General features: G+C 51.9%; 24 protein-coding genes. 9 read left to right on the forward strand and 15 right to left on the reverse strand.

Going from position 1 to position 25,393, the window contains the following annotated elements; translation table 11 throughout:
- Positions 1-23 precede the first annotated feature (23 nt).
- Positions 24-989, forward strand: a complete 966-nt coding sequence (locus CXF87_RS15450) for a GntR family transcriptional regulator (RefSeq protein WP_101147225.1) — start codon at positions 24-26, stop codon at positions 987-989.
- Positions 990-1,010: 21 nt separating this feature from the next.
- Here the strand turns inward: CXF87_RS15450 and CXF87_RS15455 are convergent, their stop codons facing one another.
- The 5 genes from CXF87_RS15455 to CXF87_RS15475 are packed head-to-tail and all read right to left on the reverse strand — an operon-like array spanning position 1,011 to position 5,981.
- On the reverse strand, positions 1,011-1,901 hold the full coding sequence (locus CXF87_RS15455; protein ID WP_101147226.1) for an NAD(P)-dependent oxidoreductase: 891 nt from the start codon (positions 1,899-1,901) through the stop codon (positions 1,011-1,013).
- A 56-nt stretch (positions 1,902-1,957) separates the two neighbouring features.
- Entirely contained in the window at positions 1,958-3,004 is a 1,047-nt protein-coding gene (locus CXF87_RS15460) for an Ldh family oxidoreductase (protein WP_101147227.1), read from the reverse strand.
- Entirely contained in the window at positions 3,001-4,515 is a 1,515-nt protein-coding gene (locus tag CXF87_RS15465; RefSeq protein ID WP_101147228.1) for a tripartite tricarboxylate transporter permease, read from the reverse strand. Before CXF87_RS15465 ends, CXF87_RS15460 begins: the two co-directional genes overlap by 4 nt.
- A gap of 3 nt (positions 4,516-4,518) precedes the next feature.
- Complete coding sequence (locus CXF87_RS15470; RefSeq protein ID WP_101147229.1) at positions 4,519-4,989, reverse strand: tripartite tricarboxylate transporter TctB family protein; 471 nt, start codon at positions 4,987-4,989, stop codon at positions 4,519-4,521.
- Positions 4,990-5,000: 11 nt separating this feature from the next.
- Positions 5,001-5,981, reverse strand: a complete 981-nt coding sequence (locus tag CXF87_RS15475) for a tripartite tricarboxylate transporter substrate binding protein (protein WP_101147230.1) — start codon at positions 5,979-5,981, stop codon at positions 5,001-5,003.
- Between the two features lie 247 nt (positions 5,982-6,228).
- Between CXF87_RS15475 and CXF87_RS15480 the strand changes: the two genes are divergently transcribed.
- Together CXF87_RS15480 and CXF87_RS15485 are read left to right on the forward strand one after the other, a co-directional pair.
- A complete protein-coding gene (locus CXF87_RS15480; protein WP_101147231.1) occupies positions 6,229-7,365 on the forward strand; it encodes an iron-containing alcohol dehydrogenase in 1,137 nt (378 codons plus the stop codon).
- Between the two features lie 29 nt (positions 7,366-7,394).
- Positions 7,395-8,183, forward strand: coding sequence for an SDR family oxidoreductase (locus CXF87_RS15485; protein ID WP_101147232.1), 789 nt, complete (start codon positions 7,395-7,397; stop codon positions 8,181-8,183).
- Between the two features lie 133 nt (positions 8,184-8,316).
- On the opposite strand, the gene CXF87_RS15490 is transcribed toward CXF87_RS15485, so the two are convergent.
- Positions 8,317-9,204, reverse strand: coding sequence for an NAD(P)-dependent oxidoreductase (locus CXF87_RS15490; RefSeq protein WP_101147233.1), 888 nt, complete (start codon positions 9,202-9,204; stop codon positions 8,317-8,319).
- A gap of 281 nt (positions 9,205-9,485) precedes the next feature.
- Here CXF87_RS15490 and CXF87_RS15495 point away from each other — a divergent pair, with 281 nt between their 5' ends.
- Positions 9,486-10,322: a DUF6694 family lipoprotein gene (locus CXF87_RS15495; protein ID WP_332870662.1), complete on the forward strand. Its 837-nt coding sequence runs from the start codon at positions 9,486-9,488 to the stop codon at positions 10,320-10,322.
- Positions 10,323-10,423: 101 nt separating this feature from the next.
- On the opposite strand, the gene CXF87_RS15500 is transcribed toward CXF87_RS15495, so the two are convergent.
- Together CXF87_RS15500 and ppnN are read right to left on the reverse strand one after the other, a co-directional pair.
- Positions 10,424-10,624: a hypothetical protein gene (locus CXF87_RS15500; protein WP_008958028.1), complete on the reverse strand. Its 201-nt coding sequence runs from the start codon at positions 10,622-10,624 to the stop codon at positions 10,424-10,426.
- A 167-nt stretch (positions 10,625-10,791) separates the two neighbouring features.
- Positions 10,792-12,174 (reverse strand): nucleotide 5'-monophosphate nucleosidase PpnN, encoded by a 1,383-nt coding sequence (gene ppnN, locus CXF87_RS15505; protein ID WP_101147234.1) that lies wholly within the window; start codon positions 12,172-12,174, stop codon positions 10,792-10,794.
- Positions 12,175-12,329: 155 nt separating this feature from the next.
- Here ppnN and CXF87_RS15510 point away from each other — a divergent pair, with 155 nt between their 5' ends.
- Positions 12,330-13,238 (forward strand): LysR family transcriptional regulator, encoded by a 909-nt coding sequence (locus CXF87_RS15510; RefSeq protein WP_101147235.1) that lies wholly within the window; start codon positions 12,330-12,332, stop codon positions 13,236-13,238.
- 25 nt (positions 13,239-13,263) lie between these two features.
- On the opposite strand, the gene gcvP is transcribed toward CXF87_RS15510, so the two are convergent.
- Entirely contained in the window at positions 13,264-16,158 is a 2,895-nt protein-coding gene (gene gcvP, locus CXF87_RS15515; protein WP_101147236.1) for an aminomethyl-transferring glycine dehydrogenase, read from the reverse strand.
- Positions 16,159-16,242: 84 nt separating this feature from the next.
- A complete protein-coding gene (gcvH, locus tag CXF87_RS15520; RefSeq protein ID WP_101147237.1) occupies positions 16,243-16,632 on the reverse strand; it encodes a glycine cleavage system protein GcvH in 390 nt (129 codons plus the stop codon).
- A gap of 325 nt (positions 16,633-16,957) precedes the next feature.
- Here gcvH and CXF87_RS15525 point away from each other — a divergent pair, with 325 nt between their 5' ends.
- On the forward strand, positions 16,958-18,364 hold the full coding sequence (locus tag CXF87_RS15525; RefSeq protein ID WP_101147238.1) for an alanine/glycine:cation symporter family protein: 1,407 nt from the start codon (positions 16,958-16,960) through the stop codon (positions 18,362-18,364).
- A 126-nt stretch (positions 18,365-18,490) separates the two neighbouring features.
- On the forward strand, positions 18,491-19,603 hold the full coding sequence (gene gcvT / locus CXF87_RS15530) for a glycine cleavage system aminomethyltransferase GcvT (RefSeq protein ID WP_101147239.1): 1,113 nt from the start codon (positions 18,491-18,493) through the stop codon (positions 19,601-19,603).
- An 85-nt stretch (positions 19,604-19,688) separates the two neighbouring features.
- Here gcvT and CXF87_RS15535 read toward each other — a convergent pair whose 3' ends face one another.
- From CXF87_RS15535 to CXF87_RS15545, 3 genes are all read right to left on the reverse strand, one after another.
- The gene (locus CXF87_RS15535; RefSeq protein WP_101147240.1) at positions 19,689-20,555 is read right to left on the reverse strand and encodes a LysM peptidoglycan-binding domain-containing protein; all 867 of its coding nucleotides are present in this window, start codon (positions 20,553-20,555) and stop codon (positions 19,689-19,691) included.
- 32 nt (positions 20,556-20,587) lie between these two features.
- Entirely contained in the window at positions 20,588-21,469 is an 882-nt protein-coding gene (locus CXF87_RS15540; RefSeq protein WP_101147241.1) for an acetyltransferase, read from the reverse strand.
- A 106-nt stretch (positions 21,470-21,575) separates the two neighbouring features.
- The gene (locus CXF87_RS15545; RefSeq protein WP_101147242.1) at positions 21,576-22,472 is read right to left on the reverse strand and encodes a LysR family transcriptional regulator; all 897 of its coding nucleotides are present in this window, start codon (positions 22,470-22,472) and stop codon (positions 21,576-21,578) included.
- Positions 22,473-22,637: 165 nt separating this feature from the next.
- Here CXF87_RS15545 and CXF87_RS15550 point away from each other — a divergent pair, with 165 nt between their 5' ends.
- Together CXF87_RS15550 and CXF87_RS15555 are read left to right on the forward strand one after the other, a co-directional pair.
- Positions 22,638-23,336 (forward strand): CoA transferase subunit A, encoded by a 699-nt coding sequence (locus tag CXF87_RS15550; RefSeq protein WP_008958017.1) that lies wholly within the window; start codon positions 22,638-22,640, stop codon positions 23,334-23,336.
- 77 nt (positions 23,337-23,413) lie between these two features.
- Complete coding sequence (locus CXF87_RS15555; protein WP_101147243.1) at positions 23,414-24,076, forward strand: CoA transferase subunit B; 663 nt, start codon at positions 23,414-23,416, stop codon at positions 24,074-24,076.
- Between the two features lie 81 nt (positions 24,077-24,157).
- Here the strand turns inward: CXF87_RS15555 and CXF87_RS15560 are convergent, their stop codons facing one another.
- Positions 24,158-24,925, reverse strand: coding sequence for a DUF1338 family protein (locus CXF87_RS15560; RefSeq protein ID WP_101147244.1), 768 nt, complete (start codon positions 24,923-24,925; stop codon positions 24,158-24,160).
- Positions 24,926-25,064: 139 nt separating this feature from the next.
- Positions 25,065-25,328, reverse strand: coding sequence for a GrxA family glutaredoxin (locus tag CXF87_RS15565; RefSeq protein ID WP_035558335.1), 264 nt, complete (start codon positions 25,326-25,328; stop codon positions 25,065-25,067).
- Positions 25,329-25,393 lie beyond the last annotated feature (65 nt).

Genomic DNA, 25,393 nt, shown 5'->3' on the forward strand with positions numbered 1-25,393 from the left:
CACCTATGTAATGAGTGGCTTGAATGTCGCAGTCGTTAAAAGACCAGCTTTACGAGGCGCTTAAGCGAAGTATCAACAGTGGCCACCTTGAGTCAGGTTTAGTGCTACTCGAAGGCAATATTGCAGAAATATTCGGAATGAGCCGCTCTCCTGTTCGTCAGACGTTAGGACGACTGTATGATGAACAGTTAATTTGCCGTTTCGATGGCCGTGGTTACTTGGTGGGGGCAACAGCCGTTGAGCCTATCAGGCGGAATCTAACCACGGCCGATTTCAGTGCGTTGGGAGAGGATGCCAAGATTGAGCGCACAGACACTTGGCGCGCTATAGCCGATGTTGTGGAACACGATGTTGTCTTGAGTTCGATGAAGGGCAGGTTTGAACTCAACGAGCTCCAACTGGCAAGAAAATACAGTGTCAGCCGTACGATTACGCATCGAATTCTACTCTATCTGCAGTCCATTGGGGTGGTTGAAAAAGTGAAGTACACCAGTTGGTCCATTGTGCCGCTGGACAATGATCGACTGCATAACCTTTATGAAGCGCGTAGGCAGTTGGAGCCCTTTATGATTGCCAGGGCTACGCAGAGTATGCCCGAGCAACAAATCTCCCATTTCATTGAGAAGTTAGAGCAGACAGCGGCGAAATATCCTAATGTCGAAGGCGCGACACTGGATGAACTTGAAAGCGACCTGCACTACAGAACCGTGAGCATGGGGGGCAATCAAGAAATTTTTAACATGCTAAGACGCACTCATCCTGTCCTGCTTATGAGCAAGCACCTGCTGGGCTCGAGCATGGCACTGCCAGACAAAGATCCGTTCTTTCATGACCATCTAAAAATCTTCGACAGAATGCGTCATAAAGAGGGCGAGCAAGCTAGCCAAGCGCTCTCTGCTCACTTGGCAGGCTCCGAAGCCAAGGTTCAAGAGCGTCTTAGCGATTTTCGTGACCACGGCGTTCTCGACATTCCCGATTACTTGCGTTAACGATAAAGGTAGTTTGCGTCGTTAATCGAGGGGCATTTCGTTTCGGCGTCTGAGTTCTCGAATCAAGGCGCTATGGTCGAGCTCTCCGTCGCCATGGGCAACAAGGTCCGTGAACAAGCTATTCACCAGCGATGTTACGGGCAGGTCAAGCGACAGCTCTTTGGCGAGCGCAATGGCCGTTTGGGTATCTTTGAGTTGCCATTTGGCGGGGCCACCCGGTGCGAAGTCATTGGCAATCATACGGGGGGCATGAGCGCGCAGTACGGTGGAGTCCGCAAAACCACCTAACAGTGCCTCGCGAACTTTAGCGGGATCAGCGCCGCCGCGCTCTGCAAGAAGCACCGCCTCTGAGACAGTGGCGATCGTATTGGCGACGATTAATTGATTGGCTAACTTCGCTAGCTGCCCGGTACCCGCCGGGCCAACATGAACCGGGTTGCCCATTACCTGAAGTAGGGTACTTGTGCGCTCGAATGTGGCCACTTCACCGCCGACCATAATCGCCAAATTACCCGCTTGAGCACCTTTTTCGCCTCCTGATACGGGGGCATCCAGATAACCAATCCCGCGCTCAGCCGCGGCCTTGGCCTGCTGCTGTGCAGTCTCAACCGGGATCGAACTCATCACTACCAGCGTGCTGTGCGGCTTCATGGCTGCTAATAGACCGTTGGGGCCCAGGATCACCTCATCGCAGACAGGCCCTGAACTGAGCATGACCACCACAACGTCTGCTTGCTCAGCCGCATGCTGGAAAGTCTCGCTTACCTCTATGCCCAGTGAGGTAAGAGCGTGCGCTTTATCCGGGGTGCGATTCCAGACGCGCACCTGATGGCCAGCTTTGGCGAGATTGGCGGCCATCGGCCCACCCATAATGCCTGTGCCAATAAAGCCTATTTTTGTTGGTTCGCTCATGATAGATGCCTCACTGCTCTGGTCCTACGATGATCAATTATTTGCCGCAGCTATCTTTAATAACGGCCCTTTAGTGATGAGTCATCAATAGCCTTTTGTAGCTCAGTCACCACATCGTCCGGCAGCGGAATACCTTGTTCCAAGTACTTATCTTGACGACTAAGCCCGGCTTGTCCAGGCATTCGCACCGGATGCTGTGGGTTGACCGGCTTGGAGCTCAGGCATGCTTCGATTAAATGATCTGTTTCATCAAGGAAAGCACTCTGCCCCGAGAAAAGGGTGGGGTCGATCACCATGACTGTCACCGAGGCCCCCCAGCCAGTGGGCGCATCTTTACGACCAAACCCGCCTAATGCGGAGGTCAGTGCTTCCACCATCAACCCCATCGCAAAACCTTTATGACCGAATTCCTGGCCGCCGAGCGGCAGGATGCTACCTTGCGGGTCGCTAAAGAAGTCCGCTGGATCGTCGCTGGCAACACCTGTATTCGTCAGGATGACAGGATGCGCCATTTTGGTTTTCTCAGCATGTGCTTTTCCTACGCTGCCGTTAGTGACGGTCGACATGCTGACGTCCATTATGATCGGTTGGACGCGACTGGGGATGCCCATTGCAATAGGATTCGGTGTGTAAACTGGCGAAACGCCTCCATATGGAGCGACCGATTTCACCGCTGGATCCGAGGTCATAATGATCGGCATCAACCCTTGCTCAACAAAAGGCTGTAAATACGAGGCCAAGCAGGCGATATGGTGCGAACGTTTTATGGTCACAATACCAATGCCCGACTCTCGTGCTGCATCAGCACTTCGCTCAAGCGCTTTTTGCACTAAGTAGGGGCCAAGAATATAGTGGCCATCAACAAGGGCAGCGACTGAGCTGATCTCTTTTGAGGTCATCGCGTTGTGGTCACCGCACGCATGCCCCGATTTCAAATCTCTTAAGTAACCATTAGCCAGTTTGACGCCATGGGTATGGTGCCCCAATAAATCGCCTTCAATAAGAATACTGCTGGTCGTCTCACTTACTTCACGTGAAGCGCCGGCCTCCATGAATAGGGTAACCAGTACCTCTTCCAACCAATTTCTTGTATAGCGTTTCATGGAATCCTCGGCGCTTTGTGCTGACTATTATGTTTGAATTTTTTGTAGGCCATGGTGATTAGCGGAGAGAGCCATAGCAAAATAACGAGGGCACCTAGACCTGCACTAATAGGGCGGGAAAAGAAGCTAAGTAGATCGCCATTGCTTTTTAGCATTGAGCTCATAAAACTGTTTTCCAATGTCGTGCCTAACACCAAGCCAAGAATCGCTGGCGCCATGGGAAAGTCACATCGGGCGAGAATTGAGGCGATAAAGCCGATCAGCAACATAATCCATACATCAGTAATCGAATTATTGATGGAGAAGGCGCCTACAATGCAGAAGCATAAGATGATCGGCATTAGGATTTTGCGGGGCGTTAAGATGAATACCTTGGCGGATTTTATCGCCGCATAGCCAATCGGTAGCATGATTAAATTGGCAAGAAAGAACACGATGAAAAGGGCATAGATCAAGCCGGTGCCATCCATGAAAATGGTGGGGCCAGGATTCATACCTTTCATATAGAGTACGCCGATCACTATGGCGGTTATCGAGTCACCCGGAATCCCGAATACCAAGGCCGGCACCCAAGCGCCGCTGATTCCCGAGTTATTAGCGGAGCTGGCATCGACAATGCCTTCAACATGACCGGTACCATAGTTCTGTTTCTGTTTAGAGCGGCCTTTGCCAACGGCATAAGAAATCCACGCCGCAATGTCAGCCCCCGCGCCGGGAAGTGCGCCAATCAGGGTTCCAATCGAGCTCCCTCTTATCATGTTCGGCCAATAAGCTTTTATATGCTTTGGTGCCTGCTTGAAAACGCTATCTTTGGATAAATAAGGCAGCTCTCTGCCCTCATTGCGTGAACCATAAAACAGCATTAGTTCGTTGAGTGCGAACATGCCGATCATTACCGGAATAAAGTTAACACCTCCCATTAAGTCTGGAATGCCGAAGGTGAAGCGGGGGGCGCCACTCATCATATCCAGACCAACCGTCGAGAGCAGTAAACCGATCATCAAAGAGAGAAATGCTTTAACCCTGGAGCCAATAGAGATAAAAATCGAGCAACTTAGCCCCAGTAGCGCCAGCCAGAAATATTCAAAAGAACTGAACTGGAGTGCCACTTCAGCTAATGAAGGTGAGACAAAGACCAGTATTAGTGTTCCGAATAGACCGCCAAATACCGAACAGATCAAGTTCATTCCCAGCGTTTCTCGTGCTCGCCCTTTATGTGCTAACAGATGTGAATCGTTAACATAGGCAGCTGAGGAAGGGGTGCCGGGGATATTTAAATACGTAGCTGGGATATCACCAGCAAAGATAGCCATGGCCGATGTGGTAACAATGGCAGCGATAGCGGGGGTCGGATCCATGTAGAAGGTAATCGGTACCAAGAGTGCAACCGCCATTGTGGCGGTTAGCCCTGGCACCGCTCCCACGAACACACCAAATATGGCGGCCGCAAAGATAACCAGCATTGTTTCTACATTAAAGACGAGCTGCAGCCCTAACAGGAATGCTTCCATAATCTAACCCCAGAAATTCAGTAGCCCTTCAGGAAGGGGGATCAGCAGGTATCGCGAGAATAGGAAATAAATTGTGAGCGACGCGACGAAGGAGACCAGCAGTGCTAAAGGTAGGGAAGTTTTTCTCACCAGCATAAGCACGAACATAATGATGGCTAGGCAGAGGGCCGCACCAAGAAACTCGCTCGTGAATATATAAAAAATAATGAGTGCTATTGGGAGAAGTGAGACAAGCACGGAACGTAAGTCGAAGATATTCCCCACATTTGCATCGGTGCCTGACAGTTGACGTTTTAGCGTAGGTAGCTGCGTTGCCGAAAGTACCAGGCCCCCTATGAGAAACCCTCCCCCAATGAGGGAGGGAAACAGAGATGGACCATATTGAAGACTTGCCATCGTCGGGTACTGACTAGCGACAGTTAACACAACGGCGCCAAGCAGCATAAAGGCTAGTCCCAAGAGGAGATCTCTCATTGCTTAGCCCCTTATTGACTCAGCCCAACGTTCTTAACAATTTCTCCATACACCGCATCCATTTCGACCATCAGCTCACCAAACTCTTCGGCATTGCGCCACTCAGTACCAAAGCCTTGTTTAGCCATGAAGTCTTGATAGGTATCGCTGTTGTAAGCGGCCTCTAGCGCTTCCTCAAGGGTCGCTACGATTTCCTCATCCATACCCTTAGGGCCGGTGATGCCACGCCATTCACCGACGAGATAATCGCTTCCGATCGCTTCATTAATCGTAGGGACGTCGGGGAAGCTGTTAATACGCTCTGGTGCCATTACGCCAAGGCTTTTGGCACGCCCGGCTTCGATCATCGAACGACCTTCGGGAACAGAACTCGGCACAATATCGATACCACCGGCAGCGAGTTCCGTCATTGCTGGCGCCGCGCCCTGGCTGGGGATCCAGGTAACACGGTTGGCTTCAAGCCCCTGATCCATTAAGAAGCCTGCAAAGGCTAGGTGCCATACGCCACCTTGACCTGTACCTGAGGCTTTAAAGGTGCCCATGGGTTGCTCAGCAATAGCATCTACGAGTTCTTGGACTGAATCGTAAGGCGCATCGGCGGCTACTTGAATGCCGGCGTAATCAAAGTTGATCTGGCCGATTGGGGTGAAATCTTCATAAGTCAGGTCGGTCAGGCCTTGCCAGTGCATCATATTGAGCTCACCGGTAGCCAAACCCAGGGTATAACCATCCGGTTTTGCACTCGCCATGGCACTGTGGCCGACAACACCGCTACCACCGGTACGGTTAACCACATTCACCGTTTGGCCCAATTGTTCTTCTAACGCAGCGGCAATAGTGCGCGCGGTTGCATCGGTGCCGCCACCTGCGGCCCATGGAACGATGATAGTGATGGGTTTTTCAGGGTAGGCCGCCAGCACCGAGCTGGATGCCGTGAGTAGTAGTAGAGCAGTAATGCGCTTGAGCGATTTAGTTTTGGTGATTGTTTTCATGTGAGCCTCGGGTTTTTGTGTATTTGTAGGTTGGCAAAACAAATCTAGCATTAACGACCATTGTGTTCAATAATCATATTTTGTAGACTTTAGTTCAATTTTGACGCGACTTCTCTAGCTTGATTGAGCTGGAATTGGTCGAAATTACGCTCCGCGATATCTGCTTGTGGCGTTGCATCAACAGGCTTGTTAGCAGGGCGAGAGTAAGTTATTACTTAAAAACACTAACAATTCCAAAGGTAATGAAATGGCACTAATCAACTATGTCACTCAAATTCAATTTGATTTCGGGGCCGCCTCGTTGCTACAGCAGGAGTGCGACCGGCTGGGTATTCGACATCCCATGGTGGTGACCGATGCGGGAGTGCGGGCCGCGGGTATTGTCGACCAAGTGCTAAAGCATTTAAGTGATCCTAATCCGGCCATTTATGATCAAACGCCTCCCAACCCCAATGAGGCCGCCGTGCGTCAAGCCGTTACGCAATACCGCGAGGGTGGTTTCGATGGCATCATTGCCATTGGTGGCGGCTCCTCCATTGATCTTGCTAAAGGCGTGGCTATTTGCGGTACCCATGAAGGCTCTTTGAAATCCTTTGCGGTGGTTGAAGGAGGCTCAGAGCGAATTACCGCTGCCACGGCACCTGTTATCGCAATTCCAACGACGGCAGGCACCGGGAGTGAAGTAGGCCGCGGGGCGATTCTGATCCTGGAAGATGGGCGTAAAGTTGGCCTGTTATCACCCCACCTGGTACCTAAATCTGCTATTTGCGACCCTGAATTAACGTTGAGTCTGCCCGCTCAAATGACGGCAGCCACGGGGATGGACGCCTTATCTCATTGCCTTGAAACGTTCATGTCGGCGGCCTTTAATCCTCCTGCCGACGGCATCGCGTTGGATGGACTGCGCCGCGGCTGGCTGAATATTGAGAAGGCGACGCGCAACCCCGGTGATCGGGAAGCACGCATGAATATGATGAGTGCCTCAATGCAGGGGGCGATGGCTTTTCAGAAAGGATTAGGCTGCGTACATAGCTTGAGTCATTCGTTAGGCGGTATTAATCCGCGGCTTCACCACGGCACGCTTAACGCCATTTTCCTGCCAGCAGTGATCGAATTTAATTCCAGCTGTGAGTCTGTAAAGCATGAGCAAAAGCTCGAGCGCATTGCCCAGACGATGCAGCTCAGTAGCCCCGCTGATATTGGCCCGGCTATTACAGACATGACTAAGCGCCTCGATTTACCCATGGGGTTAGCGGAATTGGGCGTGTCTGAAGCGTTATTCCCTCGAATCATTAAAGGCGCCTTGGCTGATCACACCCACAAAACGAACCCGCGCATTGCGAGTGAACAGGATTATCAGTGGATGCTTGAGCAATCCCTCTAAATCGATCACTGGCGAAACAGGAGTAGAAAATGGAACTAGGTATTGCAGGTCGTTGGGCACTGGTGTGTGCCGCAAGCAAGGGGCTTGGAAAGGGGTGTGCCGAGGCGTTGGTAATGGAGGGAGTGAATGTGGTTATCAACGCACGCTCCTCCGAGTTACTGGAAAAGACGGCGGTGCATTTACGGCAAATGAACCCTGATGTGACGGTGCTCACTGTGACGGGGGATATTTCACAAGAAACGACACGCCAAGCGGTGCTAGCCGCTTGTCCGCAAATAGATATCTTGGTGAATAATGCCGGTGGCCCTCCACCAGGAGACTTCCGAGATTGGTCACGACAGGACTGGTTAGACGCTGTCGATGTCAATATGGTCACGCCTATTGAGCTCATCAAGGCAACGGTAGACGCCATGGCGGAACGGGGCTTTGGCCGGGTGATTAATATCACCTCAGCAGCCGTTAAAGCACCCATCGATATTTTGGGGCTATCCAATGGTGCCCGCAGCGGGTTGACGGGCTTTATCGCGGGCTTGGCTCGTCAACCGCAGCTTGCTGGTCGCAACGTAACGATCAATAACTTGTTACCAGGCTCTTTTGATACTGATCGATTAAAGAGCACTCATCAAAACGTCGCAAAATCCTCCAACCAGGAATACGAAAGCGTTCGGGATTCCTTTCGCCAAAAAGTTCCTGCGCAGCGTTTCGGCACGGCGGAAGAGTTTGGCGCCTTCTGTGCGTTTCTGTGTAGCGCTCAGGCCGGTTATATGACCGGACAAAATATACTGTTGGATGGTGGCAGTTACCCAGGAACGTATTGAGCAACACGTGTGGTGAATAGCGCAATCCAATAACATCGACGTGGCGAGCTTCTTTAAAGTGTAATCGGCACGTCGATGTTGCGCCTGCTCTTAATTAGTAGCCTTCCAATGTCGACTCGCCGAATGAGGCGGTTTACAGATCTTGCTTATTTCGCAACATGCTGGCGTCGTAAAGCCGAGGCACATACTGGTCGTTGCCCAGTGTGTTTTCAGCTTGCTTCAATACCTCGCGTAAGGCAGGCAGCATCATGCTCTCGAAACCAGATGCCGTGATCGTTTCGCTTAAATAACCCATGTCCTTACCGGCATTGCCCAAACTAAAGCGCAAGCGCGTTTCATCTGCTTCAAGCACCCAGGGCATCACAGCGTTAAACATGGCGCTATTGGCGCCGCCTTGTGAACACACTTCAAATAATTTTTGCTGATCAACCTCCATGTTGGCCGCCATCGCCGCGGCTTCTGCCGCCAGGGTAGCGGCGCCAAGCGAGAGATAGTTGTTGATCAGTTTGAGTTTGTGGGCTGAACCAAGCTCACCGATATGAAAGATATTTTCAGCGAATGACTCTATGGCTGGCCAGGCCTGATCGACTACTTTTTTGCTACCTCCCACCATGACATTCAGCCGTCCTTCGCGGGCCTCCTTTGGTGTTCTTGCTAATGGGGCGTCCAACAGGTGGCATCCTGCGGCTTCGATACTCGCGGATAACCGTTGTGTCGATTGAGGTAGCGATGTCGAGCAATCGACGATAATCAAACCAGGATTCGCGCCAGCAAGTAGACCCTCAGAGCCCAGAGTGATGGTTTCCATTTGTTCACTAGTACTGACACAGACAAAAACTAAATCACTGCGTGAGGCAACTTCAGCAGGTGTTCCTACCTCGTTTGCTCCCAACTGACATAGTGCTTCGATTGGTGCACGATTTCGATGCGCCATGATAGTCAAAGGAAAATTATGTTTAATAAGGTTTGTGGCCATACCCTGGCCCATCAAGCCAAGTCCTATAAAGCCAATATTTAGCATTTTCTTACTCCCTTTTATAAGGTTGTTAGAGTGGCATAAGAGTAAAAAGAGAAGGCGATTGTGCATCGCTATGAATTCAGGTTACACCCTCTTAGGTAAGCCAGCATCTCACTTTGATTTTGTTCGTTCTGCATCGTAACTACTAGTAAAGAGAATACGATGACGGTGTGCCACTATGGTGATGGCAAATTTAACTCGCTAGCACCAAAGGGTAGTGATAAATAGTACTTTCCGTTAAGCTCCTCAGCAATTTTTACCATTGTCTGCGTTGAGGTGTGTGTATGTGTAGCCCTCTAAGGCTGTCTGCAATAGCACTATCAGTACTCATGATGGCGGGTTGTTCAGACCCCAAAATTGACACAAGCTCCATGCCCGCGTCAGTCGTCTCGGTCGAAAAAGTGCGCAACTCGCTGCCTACTTATAAGCGCGACGATTTTGATCAAGGGCTCATTATTATTTCGACGGCATCGACATTTAACAGCATTGATATTCTTAATCCTAACCGTATGAACGCGGCAGAGATCGCTGAGTCAGCCAATGTGCAAATGCATGGATTGACTGGCGATCAGGTTATTCAGCGCGCCGATCAAATACTTCGCGAGCGCCGGTCACGAGAGCGTGAGCAGGCAATTCGCACGTTAACACGATTGGAAGAGAAGCAAGCTAAGGCGAAAAGCGACCAGCAGCAGTTAGCGCGTTTCAGTATTGATAGTGCTCGCTATTACATGGGCGAGAGCCCTTATGGTGCTCCTGAGCCGGTGATTGATCTTGAAGTAACGAATGCCACTGATAAGGTCATTACCGAGCTGTCTTTAAGAGGTATCGTTACCAGTCCTGAACGCTCACAGCCTTGGGTCGATGAGCAATTCTACTACGTTGTGCCGGGCGGAATTGAGCCGGGAGAGACGCTGGCCTGGAGTCTTGCGCCTAATCGTTTTGGCCCCTGGGGAGAACCTCAAATACCCAGTAATGCAGAACTGACAGTTAGCTTGGAAGGCCTGCGAGGAGCTGATGAGCAGCCATTATGGGACTCCCCGGCGCTGAGCGAAAGCGAAGTTACCAAGCTAGAGCGTCTTCGGACAGAGTATGGCGGTGTGGCGTTATCGAACGTGGAATAAGCATCGTGTGGAATACATAAGGGAGGCTGTACTATAAAACGCCCTAACGTTTGGCTGTTAGGGCGCATGTGTTATAGCAGTTACCCGCTATTTGAAGTTATTTACTCTTTGGCTTCATGATCCGCCAACGCAGCCACTATGGCTTCTTCCCACTGTCCTTCCGTTAGCCCCCAATGTTCCATTTCTGCTTGGTCGGGACTGCCTTCGGCGGCATCGCGTAATTTATCGACGCTACTGCTTTCATAGCAGTGTTTGGCGAAATCCTTTGTTTTTACATCTTGTAACTGATTAATCATCGACATGTGAGTTCCTTTCAGTAGTGATTAGGGCAATAGTGACAGGTGCATTGCCCACGCTAGTGTAGCTAATCAGGCCACTTATTTCTGGAATGGTTCCTGTTGTCTGGGGCTGATCGCGCCTGTAGCACACAGCCGCCACCTAATCGTCAGCTGTGGTGCGGTGTTGCGGTTTATTTAAGTACGTAGCAGGGTGTGTAATGCTGACCATCTAGCTTCATGCGACCTTGTGCCACAAATGAGGTCAATAGTTCATCCAAGCGCTGCATCAGTTCAGGCTCAGCCGTCAGCACAAAGGGACCATGGGCTTCAATGGCGCGAATACCGTCTTCTTTAACATTGCCCGCTACAATCCCGGAGAACGCCCGGCGCAGGTTAGCGGCTAGCTCATGAGTTGGTTGTAAGCGGTGAAGCGCTAGCGATCGCATCGCTTCATGGGTCGGTTGAAACGTTGCCTGAAAATCGCGTGCAATGGTTAACCGCCAGTTGTAGTAGAACGCATCCTGGTGTGTGCGCCTAAATTCAGCAATTTCGTCGATGCCATGGCGCATGGTGCGAGCAACCGCCACCGGGTCGCCTGTAATAATCGTGTAGTAGCGACGAATTTCTTCACCGAGCGTATAGACCAGGAATTCATCGATTTTCTGAAAGTAGGCGGCAGAATCGGCAGGGCCAGTGAAAATTAACGGGAATGGGATATCTTTATTGCTTGGGTGCAGCAAAATACCCAATAAATAGAGAATCTCTTCCGCCGTGCCAACACCGCCAGGAAAAACAATAATGCCGTGGCCGAGGCGCACAAATGCTTCCAGGCGTTTCTCAATGTCCGGCATTACCACTAGTTCATTAACGATGGGATTGGGCGCTTCGGCGGCGATAATGCCGGGTTCTGAAATACCTAAATAACGACCCTCTTTACGGCGCTGTTTTGCATGGGCGACGTTGGCGCCCTTCATGGGGCCTTTCATAGCCCCTGGCCCACAGCCGGTACAAATATCTAAATCACGCAGACCTAAGTGGTAGCCGACGTCCTTGGTATACTCATACTCTTCACGAGAAATAGAGTGACCGCCCCAGCAGACCACTAGGCTAGGGTCGCGGCCAGGTTTCAACGTGCCCGCTTTGCGCAGGATATGGAAGACCGCATTGGTAGTGCCTTCGCCAGTGCTAAGGTCAAAGCGGTTGTGATGTTGAATTTCGTTATAGACGTAAACGATATCGCGAATAATTGAGGAGAGATGTTCGCGGATGCCGCGGATCATACGGCCATCCACAAACGCTTCCGCTGGCGCGTTAGTCAGCTTTAAGCGAATGCCGCGATCTTGTTGCAATACTTCAATATCAAAATCTTTATAGGCTTCTAAAATCGCCAGACTGTCGTCACTTGGGTTACCACAATTTAAAACCGCCAGTGCGCAACGCCGAAGTAAATCATGAAGGCCACTTTGAGAGGTTTTATGCAGGCGATTAACTTCATGCTGAGAAAGTACTTCCAGGCTTCCTTCTGGGGAAATGATACTGGAAAGGGTGGCGCGGGGTTGAGCAGTTGCGGTCATTAGTGGGGCTGTCCCTGGTCGTTTGAGTGCTATTGGCAGTTTACCATGCCCAGGCAGCCGGTACAGCGGTACAGCGGCGCAACGACTGCCCGGGCCGCTGTGCTACTATGAACCCTGTTTAAAAGGATGGCTGCTAAAGACAATGGTTCTTTACTATGTTTAACGCTCAATATTTCCGTACGTTTATTACGTTAGTGGAAACAGGCAGTTTTACCCGTACCGCTCATCGCTTGGAAATGACGCAGCCCGGCGTAAGCCAGCATGTTCGCAAGCTAGAAAGCTACTTAAATAAAGAGCTGCTTGAGCGCAAGGGGCGCAGTTTTACGCTAACGGAAACGGGGCGGCGAGCTTATGATTATGCGTTGAAGCTGTTTGCTGAGCATGAACAGTTTCGTCATGGCTTAGATGACGACTCACTCGATAGTGGCGATTGCCGTATTGCATCACCTGGAAGCGTGGGTCTGATGTTTTATCCGTATATTTTGGGCCAGCAGCAAATGCACCCCAATTTAACGGTCAACTATAGTTTCGCTTTTAACCATGAAATTGTGAATGATCTGTTAGATGGCCGCTATGACATTGGCATTGTCACGGAGGCAATGAGTCACCCTGAACTTCATTGCTCTATTTGGCATCAGGAGCCTCTCTGTTTAGTGGTGCCCGCTGATTTTGCCGGTAGTACGCTGTCTGATTTGATGGGGATTGGCTTTCTCAATTATTACGACGGCATTAACCACGCTAATGCGCTATTACGGGCTAATTATCCGGATGAGTTTCGTTCAATGACGCATTTCCGCCATCAGGGCTTTACCAATGAAGTCAGCATGGTGCTGGATGCGGTCGCCAGGGGGCTTGGCTTTACCGTGGTATCGAGATTGGTGTTGGAAACGTCTCCTTGGCAGCGCCAAGTCAAAGCACTCAATCTGCCCAATGCGGTCAATGAAGTGCTTTATCTACTTCGCCGTCGCGACTCGGTACTGCCTAAACGCTACGAAAAGCTGTTAAACGGCTTTCACGCCCAGCGTGTGCAAGAAAAAACGCCCCTGATGCCATCGAACGGTTAAGGCAGCAGGGGCGTTTAAGTGGCGTTTAGTCGCGATACTCGTCAATGCTGGGGCAAGAGCAGATCAACTGACGGTCGCCAAACACGTTGTCAACGCGGTTAACGGCAGGCCAGTATTTAGCGGCTTGTACAGCAGCGGTGGGGAAGGCAGCTAACTGACGGTTATAAGGCCGTTGCCAGTCACTATCCATCAGGTCCGCCTGAGTGTGCGGCGCATTGACCAGCGGATTATTGTCCAACGGCCATTCACCGCTTTCCACCCGGGCAATCTCGTCACGAATGGCGATCATGGCATCGCAGAAGCGGTCAATTTCATACAGCGACTCCGACTCGGTCGGCTCGATCATTAGCGTGCCTGGCACCGGGAATGACATGGTCGGTGCGTGGAAGCCGTAATCCATTAAGCGCTTGGCTATATCCTCTTCGCTAATCCCGGAGGCCGCTTTGAGCGGACGAATATCGATGATGCATTCGTGGGCGACGGTGCCGTTCTGGCCACGATAGAGAATAGGGAATGACGCTTCCAAACGCTTGGCAATGTAATTGGCGTTAAGGATGGCAAGCTCTGTTGCCTCACGCAGACCGCGCGCGCCCATCATTTTAATATAGGCCCACGAGATCGGTAAGATTGAGGCGCTGCCAAAGGCGGCTGCGGATACCGCACCGCTATCGCTATTCACACCGTTGATCGGCGTAACCACGTGGTTAGAAACGTAGGGCGCTAGGTGCGCTTTAACGCCGATGGGGCCCATGCCTGGGCCACCGCCGCCATGAGGTATACAGAACGTTTTATGCAAATTGAGGTGGGAAACATCGCCACCGAAGTCGCCGGGACGCGTCAAGCCCACCTGAGCGTTCATATTGGCACCATCAATATAAACTTGGCCTCCATTGTCATGCACTACTTTGCACGCTTCGCGCACGCTGGTTTCAAACACGCCGTGGGTCGACGGGTAGGTCAGCATAATGGCAGACAGCTGATCGCGGTGCTGCTCGGCTTTCGCGCGTAAATCAGCCATATCAATGTTGCCGTTTTGATCGCATTCAACCACGACCACTTTCATCTGCACCATCGCCGCTGAGGCAGGATTGGTGCCGTGAGCAGAGCTAGGAATCAAGCAGACATCACGATGACCTTCGCCCTGGGCCGCCTGGTAACGGCGAATCGCCACTAAACCTGCATATTCCCCCTGCGCGCCGGAGTTAGGCTGCATGGAGAGATGATCATAACCGGTGACTTCAACCAAAAAGGCTGAGAGCTCATCAATCATCTGATGATAACCAGCCACCTGGTCGCGAGGGGCGAACGGGTGAAGATGTGCAAACGACGGCCAGGAAACGGGGATCATTTCGCTGGTGGCGTTGAGCTTCATGGTGCAGGAGCCGAGCGGGATCATCGCGTGAGCAAGCGACAGATCCTTATTCTCCAGGCGCTTCAAGTAGCGCAACATTTCGGTTTCGCTGCGGTAGCGGCTGAAGGTAGGGTGGCTCAAGAAGTCGCTTTCGCGTTGGCAGCTAGCGGGAATACCCGAGGCGCCGTTAGCCACTACCTGCTCGTCCAGCACTGCAACGGCAAGGCCGTGCTCATCGCCCAGCAGCACATCAAATAATGCGGCTACGTCGTGAGCGGTGGTGGTTTCATCGAGGCTGATGCCCACATTGCCATTGGCGAAGTAGTGCAAGTTAATATCGTGGGTCATGGCGCGGCCATGAATCTTGCCTGCATCAACGCCTGTCAAGCATAGCGTATCAAACCAGCTGTCATGGGCGAGTGTGACGCCTGCCTGCTTAAGGCCTTCAGCAAGTAGGGTGGTCAAACGATGAACGCGGCCCGCAATTTTGCGCAGACCCTCAGCGCCGTGATAGGTCGCATAAAAACCGGCAATATTGGCCAGCAATGCCTGGGCGGTACAGATATTCGAGGTCGCTTTCTCGCGGCGAATATGCTGTTCGCGAGTTTGCATCGCCATGCGCAGGGCGGTATTGCCGCGGCTATCTTTGGAGACGCCGATAATCCGCCCTGGGATTGAGCGCTTGAGCTTATCTGATGTGGCAAAGAACGCTGCATGAGGCCCACCAAAGCCCATGGGTACGCCAAAACGCTGGGAGTTGCCCACCACGATATCCGCGCCAAACTTGCCGGGCTCTTTCAGCAGCACCAAACTCAAAAGGTCGGTCGCCACGCAGGTCATGATGTTGCGGTCGGCGGCTGCGTTCAACAGCGGCGCTAAGTCACGAACTTCACCGCTGGCAGACGGGTACTGTACCAGGGCTCCAAAAACATCGTGGGCTGCCAGTTCTTCAGCCGGTCCCATAATCAGTTCGAAACCAAAGAACTCCGCACGGGTTTTAACCACGTCCAGCGTTTGTGGGAATACATCGTCGGCGACGAAGAAAGCGTTGGATTTGCTTTTCTTATTGCCGCGCTTACACAGCGCCATGGCTTCGGCGGCAGCAGTGGCTTCGTCAAGCAGTGAAGCATTCGCAAGCTCCATGCCGGTTAAGTCCATTACCACTTGCTGGAAGTTCAGTAGGCCTTCCAGGCGGCCTTGAGAGATTTCCGGTTGGTAAGGCGTATAAGCCGTGTACCAACCTGGATTTTCCAGCACATTGCGCTGAATGACCGCTGGCATGTGCGTGCCGTAATAGCCTTGGCCAATGTAGCTTTTAGCCACGCGATTTTGCCGCGCCAACTGAGCTAAGTACTCTAACGCTTCGGATTCACTGCGCGGATCGTCTAGCGACAGTTCGCGCCCCAGGCGGATATCGCTCGGCACGGTCTGCTCGATCAGATCTTCCATGTGCTGCATATTGAGCGCTTTTAACATCGTGGTAACGTCATCACTACTTGGACCATTATGACGTTTGATAAAAGCATCGTGGTCGGCCAGCTCGGCCAGGCGGCGTGTTTCAAGAGACATGAAGAAGATTCCGAACGTTAAGAGAGAGCCGTGCAGGATAATAAGCGAAGCGCCTGCCAGAAAAGGCAGGCGCCTGAGTATGCTTTATTCGTCAGCGCTGAGTGTTGCCTGGTAGGCATCGGCGTCTAATAGGTCATCAATGGCATCGCTGTCTAGGCGAACTTTCATAATCCAGCCGCCTTCATAAGGCGCGTCATTGACTGTTTCGGGAGCGTCTTCAAGGGCTTCATTCACTTCAATCACTTCGCCCGCAACGGGGGAGTAAAGATCAGAAGCGGCTTTAACCGATTCAATCACACCAAACTCTTGGCCTTTTGTCAGCGCCGCGCCCACTTCCGGCAGTTCCACAAAGACGACATCACCCAGTGCTTGTTGGGCGTGATCGGTAATGCCGACGGTAACGGTGCCATCTTTGTGGTCAAGTACCCACTCGTGGCTTTCAGCGTAACGGAGATTGGCAGGAAGGTTGCTCATGATGTTTTCCTATATGAAACAGTTTTCTGGACCCGGGCATACTAGCGATTGTCGCTCACCTTGGCGACTGTCGGCTAGCGGAAAGCGAGCGAATAAAGATGTATGTTAACGTGTTTCCAATCGGAAACAAATTTCTTATCTGCTCCCTTCGACCGTAGTAGAGCGAGGTATTTTGATTCCGTTATTCCTTTGTGTTTGGTTATGAAAAAAGTGGCATCCTCTATGCGCAAGCGACATCACCATAGAAGACCACTAGCCACATAGTGTAAAACATGCAGATTCTGGGTTAACAAATGCAACAAACTAACAGGGTGAGGAGAAGCACATGGAAACATTAACTAGCCTCTTGGGGGCAATCAACGGCGTGGTGTGGGGACCCATCATGTTGATCTTGCTCCTGGGGGTAGGTATCTACCTGCAGATTGGCTTGAAACTGATGCCGATTAGAAAGCTCGGCATGGGTTTCAAGCTAATGTGGGCAGGACGAGCGCCAAAGCCAAGCGCTGATAAAGCGGTTAGTAAAGAGGGCGATGAGGGGGAAATATCTCCCTTTGATGCGTTGATGACAGCGCTGTCGGCGACCATCGGTACCGGTAACATTGCCGGTGTAGCCACAGCGATTGCGCTAGGTGGCCCAGGCGCGGTTTTTTGGATGTGGATTACCGCGCTAGTAGGGATGGCGACGAAATTTGCCGAAGCAGTATTGGCTGTCCGTTACCGTGAAACCGATAGCACTGGTTTCCATGTCGGTGGGCCGATGTTTTATATCAAAAACGGTTTGGGCAAAAAATGGCTCTGGCTGGGCGGTGTCTTTGCTTTCTTCGGCGGCGTGGCTGCTTTCGGTATTGGTAATACCGTACAGTCGAACTCAGTGGCAGATGCTATGGATGCCACATTTGGTGTGCCGCACTGGGTCACGGGCGTGATCATTATGGTGCTGGCAGGGGCGGTAATTCTTGGTGGTATCAAGCGTATCGCTAAGGTGGCGGGTAAGCTGGTCCCCATCATGGGCATTGCCTATGTGGTGGCAGGTCTGCTGGTATTGATCATTAACGCCGGACAGATTGGCGAAGCTTTTGGCTTAATCTTTTACTATGCCTTTAATCCAATGGCGGCGGCCGGTGGTTTTGCCGGTGCAGCAGTTATGGCGGCGATTCGCTTTGGTGTGGCGCGAGGCATCTTCTCTAACGAAGCGGGTTTAGGTAGTGCGCCGATTGCCCACGCAGCGGCAAAAACCAAAAATCCGGTGCGCCAGGGCTTAATCGCGATGCTGGGTACTTTTATCGATACCATTATTGTCTGCACGATTACCGCACTGGTGATTTTGACTTCTACCGTATGGATCGACGGTGAAGCCGGCGCGTCGCTGACTGCGCTCTCGTTTGACGCCGCGCTGCCAGGGTTCGGTAATCAAATTGTCGCGGTCGCCTTGGCTGTCTTTGCCTTCACCACCATTCTTGGCTGGTCATTTTATGGTGAGAAATGTTGCCAGTTCCTGTTTGGCACGCGTTCTATCATGATCTATCGCGTGCTGTTCGTGTTGGCGATCCCGCTAGGCGCCATCGCGCAATTGGGCTTTATCTGGTTAATGGCGGATACCTTCAATGCCATGATGGCCATTCCCAACCTGATTGCCTTGGCACTGCTTTCGCCGGTAGTCTTTAAGTTAACCAAGGACTATTTCGATGGCAAAGATGTACTACCGGGTGAAGAACTGGAACACGATCAATAAAACCTTCAGCTTGTTACGTGAGCTGCAAGTGAATGTTTGATGTATAGCTAAATGGAGTCGGGAAGGCACACAGGTGGCTTCCCGTTCTCTTTTGTGAGTGAAGAATTTCTAAGTGAGGAATCCCCCATGTCTGAATTAAAGCAAACGCCGCTGCATGCGCTGCACCTCCAATTGGGTGCCAAAATGGTGCCTTTTGCTGACTACGAAATGCCTGTGCAGTACCCGCTGGGGGTCAAAAAGGAGCATGAACACACTCGCCAGAAGTGCGGCCTGTTTGACGTCTCTCACATGGGCCAGATTAGTGTGTCTGGCGATAATGTCGCTGAAGCGCTGGAAACATTAATACCCGCTGATTTAGTGGGGCTTGAAAAGGGCGCTCAACGGTATGGGCTATTCACCAGCACTGAAGGTGGCATTATTGATGACCTGATGGTGGTCAATGCAGGCGATCACTTTTATCTCGTAGTGAACGCTGCCTGTAAAGATCAGGATTTAGCGCATTTGCGTTTGAATTTAGCATCAACCCATGAGGTTGAGACATTAGATCGTGGCTTGCTGGCGCTCCAAGGGCCTCAGGCGCGAGATGTGATGCAGCGATTGTGTCCTGAAGCGTGCGAGTTAGTGTTTATGCAGCATGGCCGCTTCACTATTGCGGGGCAGGAAGTGTGGGTGAGCCGCAGTGGCTATACTGGTGAAGATGGCTTTGAAATTTCAGTCGCGGCTGATGCCTGCGAAGCTTTCGCCGAGCGGTTGCTGGCAGAACCTGAAGTAGAGGCTATTGGCTTGGGCGCACGGGATTCATTGCGTCTGGAAGCAGGGTTATGCCTCTACGGGCACGATATGGATATGCAAACGACGCCTGTTGAAGCCGGGCTGATTTGGGCGATTGGTAAACCGCGTCGCCATGGCGGCGAGCGTGCAGGCGGTTTTCCTGGGGCTGACGTTATCCTGCATCAAGTTGATGCCAAAGATCATACCCGCAAGCGCGTCGGTCTGTTAGCCGACGGGCGTGCGCCTGTAAGAGAGGGGGCAACACTGGTAGACGAAGCGGGCAATGAGATTGGGGTGGTGACATCGGGCAGCTTTGGACCGAGCATCGGTAAACCGGTGGCGATGGGTTATGTGACCCGTGAGCTGGAGGCACCGCAAAGCACTGTGTACGCGGTAGTGCGCGGTAAGCAGTTACCCATGGTGGTTACCCCTATGCCGTTTGTAAAACCTGGCTACTATCGCGGCTAACAAGACGGCTGACATTAGCCTAAACCCCACGGCCTCTGTCTAAGCAGGGGCCGCATGGTTTTTAACCAGTGCTTTAACAAGTGCTTTAGCGCAGCACCTGCCTTGGATCGATGGGTTTACCACCCTGGCGCAGATCGAAGAGAAGATCGTAGCGCTGGGTTGCATCACTTTGACCGACCTCGCAAAGCGCATCACCCGCGTTCACCTGCTTGCCTACCTCGACCAATATACGATCACAAAGCGCGTAGACGGTTTGGAGATTGTCGGCATGATGCACGATCACGACCTCACCCAACTGACGCATTCCATCGGCGAAACGTACCTCACCCGGGGCGACAGATTTTGCTTGGGCGCCCGGTTGTGTTGCCAGCAGCATTGGCTGCAGAGTGCCACGGCTATCTGGGCCAAAGCGGCGAACCACACGATAATCATCCAATGGCCAGGGCCAGCGTCTAGCTGAAGCGGGCAGCGCCTGACTGGGTGCACTACTGGGCGCGGCAGCGGGTCGGTTAGGGCTAGGTGAACCACTACTGCTCGCAGCGGTTCGAGGCGCAGAGCCGCCAAGCGGAACGCTAACGACTTGGCCTACTCGTAAGTTAGTGGGCGTGGCGCTAGGGTTGGCGCTCTGAATACGGCCGCTGGTGGTACCAAAATGGCGGGCGACACTCGAAAACGTATCGCCGGGGCGAATTTGGTAACGATAAGGACCGCCGGAGGGCGCGCGCTCTTGCTGAGTGGGGATCAATAACCGTTGGCCTACCTTAAGCCGTCGTGCATTCACGCCTGGGTTAAATCGTTGTAACCGTTCTAGCGGCACATTAGCGCGGGCCGCCATCTGCCCGAGTGTGTCACCGCGCTGTACCTGCACCCAATTGCCACTAATCTGCGTAGCACTAGGGGCCGCCGCACGCTGGTATGACGATTGAGGCGCATTGGCACAGCCGACAAGCATTCCGGCTAATAGGCAGGTGCTTAGCAAACCAATCAGTCGTGATCGGTTTGGCCGTCCAACAAACCATCTTTTGCCCGCCAGAGTGAATTGATCCATGTGTGGAAACGTTCCTTATGCTGCTTTTCGTCGTGGTTATTAGGTGCGTACATCCACTGAGGAATATCTAGTTGCCGTGCGTATAGCGTAATGGGTGCTTCATTACCGCACAAAAAACCCCAAAAAGTGGGGGATGGGTTGGTATAGCTAATGGTTACGTCCAGAATACCATCTAATTGACTGCCTAGCAGGCTAAGTACCTGGGCAACGCCACCTGCTTTGGGGCGCAACAAGTGACGATAAGGGCTTTGCTGGGCATCGCGCTTAGCGACGCTAAAACGCGTGCCTTCGACGAAATTAAAAATCGCAATCGGGGTATTACGTGCCTGTTGGCACATACGCTCGGTAGACGTGCGGTCTATGGTGGCAAGTTTGGGGTTTTTAGCTATTTGTTCACGGCTAAAGCGGCGCATGAAGGGGAATTCGAGTGCCCAAAAAGCCAAGCCAACGATAGGAATCCAGATTAATTGACGTTTGAGGAAAAAACGCGGCATCGGAATACGGCGGTGTAACGCCATGAATAGCATAAAGATATCAGTCCAGCTGCGGTGGTTGGATATTACCAGCCACCACTGATGGGGGCTCAACTGCTCGGGAACGGTGATTGATACGTCAGGCTTAAGCCAATGCCGCATCCACCACAGATTAAAGCCAATCCAGTTGAGTGCCACGGCATTTAAACCCAGCAGCACCTTCTGTTTCAGTCGCTGCCCGGGAGCAATGAGTTTGAGTAGCGTCAACAGAATTAGAGGTACGCCCCAAAATAGCGTGTTGAGCGTTAGCAGCAGAGCGCTGACAAGCCCCTTGAAAATAGGCATACCACGTTTCCTTACCGTCAGACGAATAGCTTAATACTGAATGCTAAATGATCCTAGCCACGCTGCCCAGCAGAACCCCAGTTCGTCTCATCAACTTAGCAGAGGGTTAGTCGAGAGGGAGCGAAGGCGCTTGAACGGTATTAAGCAGTACAGTGCGAAGCGCATGGGCGGCAACGGAAAGCTCTTGGTGTGTCAAAATACCTACACGGCAAGAGATGGCTGGCGCTGTTAGCGGTATGCACCGGGCGCCCAGCTCATGCATTTGTCGAATACACATAGAAGGCACTGCGCTCACCCCTAACCCGTCAGCAACCATTCTTCCGACGGTGGAGAGCTGGTGGCTTTCAAACGCCACAGGCAGTTCCATGTGTTGTTTCCGCAGCTCCTGTTCCAGTAAGCGGCGCACCATAGAAGGGCGCTGCAGCGTAATAAAATCGTGATTGAGAAGGGTCGACCAAGCGAGCTGTGAGGCTTGATTTAGCGAGGAAGTCGGTGGTACCACCGCGACAAAATGATCTTCAAACAGGGGTGTAAACAGCAGGCTGCCCGCGCCTTCCGGTGAGAAAGCGATTCCCATTTCCACCTGCCGAGAGCGCACCATTTCAGTGACTTCTTCATTGATCACGTCGTGGACTGTGATATTGATCTTGGGATATTGCTGGCGAAACTTAACTAACGCTGCGGGTAACAAGTTACAGGCGAAAGCAGGCATGGCGGCGACGCTTAACCGGCCCAGCTGAAGCGTGAAGCGTTGACGCAACCGTTCTTCGGTATTATCCCATTGGGCCAGCAAGTGTTTGGCCAGCGGTAGCAGTGACTCGCCTTCTGGGGTTAGCCTAACGCTACGGGTGCTCCGGATTAACAATTTGCCCCCCAACGACTCTTCTAACCCTTTGATCGCCAAGCTGAGCGCTGGTTGGGATAAATACAGCCGCTCACAGGCCTGAGTAAAGCTAAGCGTTTGGGCGACCGCGAGAAAGGCGCGCAACTGTTTGACGGTCATAAAGTGCCTTTTATAAGTTTTATCAATGAATTGATAAGAAAAACAAACTTAACAAATATATCATCTGGCACAACACTGGCACTATCTTAAGGGGCGGTCTATGTATTATTGACAGCTCATATCAATGACCACTCATATTTAATGACAACAACGTGAGGCACAACAATGGCAGGATTCGATAAGCGAGTATCTTCCTACGAAGAAGCGATGGAAGGCATCGAGAGCGGTATGACCGTCATCGCTGGCGGCTTTGGCCTATGCGGCATTCCCGAAAATCTGATCGCTGAAATCAAGCGTCGCGGCGTTAAAGACCTTACCGTGGTTTCAAATAACTGTGGTGTGGATGGTTTTGGCTTGGGGATACTGCTTGAAGATCGTCAAATCAGTAAAATTCTGGCCTCTTACGTCGGTGAAAACGCGTTATTTGAGAAGCAAATGCTCAACGATGAAATTGAGGTGGTGTTGACGCCTCAAGGCACGTTGGCGGAAAAAATGCGCGCAGGTGGCGCGGGTATCCCTGCTTTTTACACTGCCACCGGCTACGGCACGCCGATTGGCGAAGGCAAGGAAGTGCGTGTCTTCAATGACCGGCACTATATTTTAGAAGAAGCCATTATAGGTGACTTTGCCATTGTGAAAGGCTGGAAAGCGGATCGCTATGGCAATGTGATGTATCGCCATACAGCACAAAATTTTAATCCCATGGCCGCTACTGCAGGAAAAATCACCGTGGTAGAAGTTGAAGAAATTGTGGAGCCGGGTGAGCTTGAGCCTAGCCAGATCCATACGCCAGGCATTTATGTGGATCGGATTATTCAAGGCACGTTTGAAAAGCGCATTGAAAAACGCACGGTGCGCAGTTAAGTCACCGCTTTTCAAAGACTTAAATTTCAAATATCTCACTCGCTTCTCATTTAACGATTCAACAAGAGGTAGTCACCATGGCTTTAACACGAGAACAAATGGCCCAGCGTGTCGCTCGCGAACTTCAAGATGGCTTTTACGTCAATTTGGGCATTGGTATTCCCACCCTGGTTGCCAATTACATTCCAGACGGCATTGATGTCATGCTGCAATCCGAAAACGGACTGCTGGGGATGGGCCGTTACCCCACCGAAGAAGAGCTTGATCCAGATATGATCAATGCGGGTAAAGAGACCGTGACGGCGCGCCCAGGTGCGGCGATTTTCTCTTCAGCTGAGTCCTTTGCCATGATTCGTGGTGGACATGTGGATTTGACCGTGCTGGGCGCCTTTGAGGTTGATCAACAAGGCAATATCGCCTCGTGGATGATCCCCGGCAAGCTTATCAAAGGCATGGGCGGCGCCATGGATCTGGTGGCTGGCGCTGATAATATTATTTGCACCATGACGCATGCCTCTAAACATGGCGAATCCAAACTGCTGGAAAAATGTGAGCTGCCGCTGACGGGGGCTGGTTGTATTAACCGTGTTTTGACCGATCTCGCTTATCTGGAAATCAAAGACGGTGCTTTTATCCTCAAAGAGCGTGCGCCCGGCGTTAGCGTTGAAGAAATCGTCGAAAAAACAGCGGGCAAACTAATCGTGCCAGACCACGTGCCTGAAATGACCTTTGACGCTTAATAAGGCACCCCGTCAGCCTTTAAGCCGAGTGGCATTAAAGATAGTGGGATAGTGAGACACTAACTGAAAAAAGTTAGCGTCTCACGCCATTTCACAGCGTGTGTGATGGGGCAGAAGTACGTCGGCTAGGCGCTCGTGACTATGCTCTACATGTTTTTGGACGAGCGCCAGCCCTCCTAAGCAGAGGCGATGCTCATCGCCATCGGCGAATACGGCTTTCTGCGGTGTCGTTGGGTAAAAACGATGGTCGAGCAGTGCTGACACCGTAAAAACACCGTTCTGCTGCTCTTTCAGGCTCAGCATGCCTACCTCTTGGAGACGTTGATCCAAAACGGCTAACGGTTCGCCAAGCTGACCACAATCAAAGCCCGCGTGGTGCAAGCGGGGTCCCATGACCGCAAGCCATGCGGCTAGCGGATGGGCCTGTTGCAACTGCTGGTAAAGCGCCCAAGAGGGCATTGGCCAGGGTCTGCCGCGGCAAAGTAAATTATGCCCTTTGCAATCCTGGGGATGCGATTGGCGCACCAGTCCTTCAATCGCTTCTCGCGGCGCTTTAGAAAGGGTGCCTATTTGCAATTCGGCAAGCACTAGCCAGCTACTGCCATCGCTGGGGGCTAGTAAATGCACGAGTAGGCCTTTGTCTGCCATGGCGTAGTGGCTAATAGCGCGATAGCCCATGTGGGCTAAATTGCTGCTAAGCGCGGTAGCGGAAAAAGGGCCGTAGTTGAGCGTAACTAAGGTTAAATATTCGGCTGCGGCCGAGAGTGGCCACAGCCTCAATGCCCCAATATCGGGGTGTGTATGTACATAGTCTAGCCACAGCTGCTGAACAAACTCCTGACGCTGCATGGTGAACTCCTTGCCTAAAAGTGGCACACCTCGCGTGGGCCATGAGTAACTGCACAGTATAGGCAAGCAAGGCAGGCATGGGTTCAACGGGTATTAACGAGCGTTTTAACGGCAGCGCAGTGGCAATCGCCAATTACTATTAAACGGCGAGGAGCTGTTTGTCGCGGACAAACTGATCAAACTCGGTAAAGCCACCGACATGGGTTTGATCAACAAACACTTGCGGTACGGTGTGAATGGGTTTGCCAGCGGTCTTGGCGATATCTTCTTTAGTAACGCCTTCAGAAGGCATATCAACATAGCGGTACCCTTCAATTTTTCCGGCTTTTTCCAAGTGATCCGCAAGGTGTTTAGCGCGTACACAGAAGGGGCAGGACATCCGACCAAAAATAACCACAAACATAGGTGGCGCTCCTTTACGATAAGCAGAATAAGTTACAAAGTGGAACGTAACCGAGTGAAAAGTCT

The sequence above is a fragment of the Halomonas sp. MES3-P3E genome, assembly GCF_002836035.1.
In the GTDB taxonomy this organism is placed as follows: Bacteria; Pseudomonadota; Gammaproteobacteria; order Pseudomonadales; family Halomonadaceae; genus Vreelandella; species Vreelandella arctica.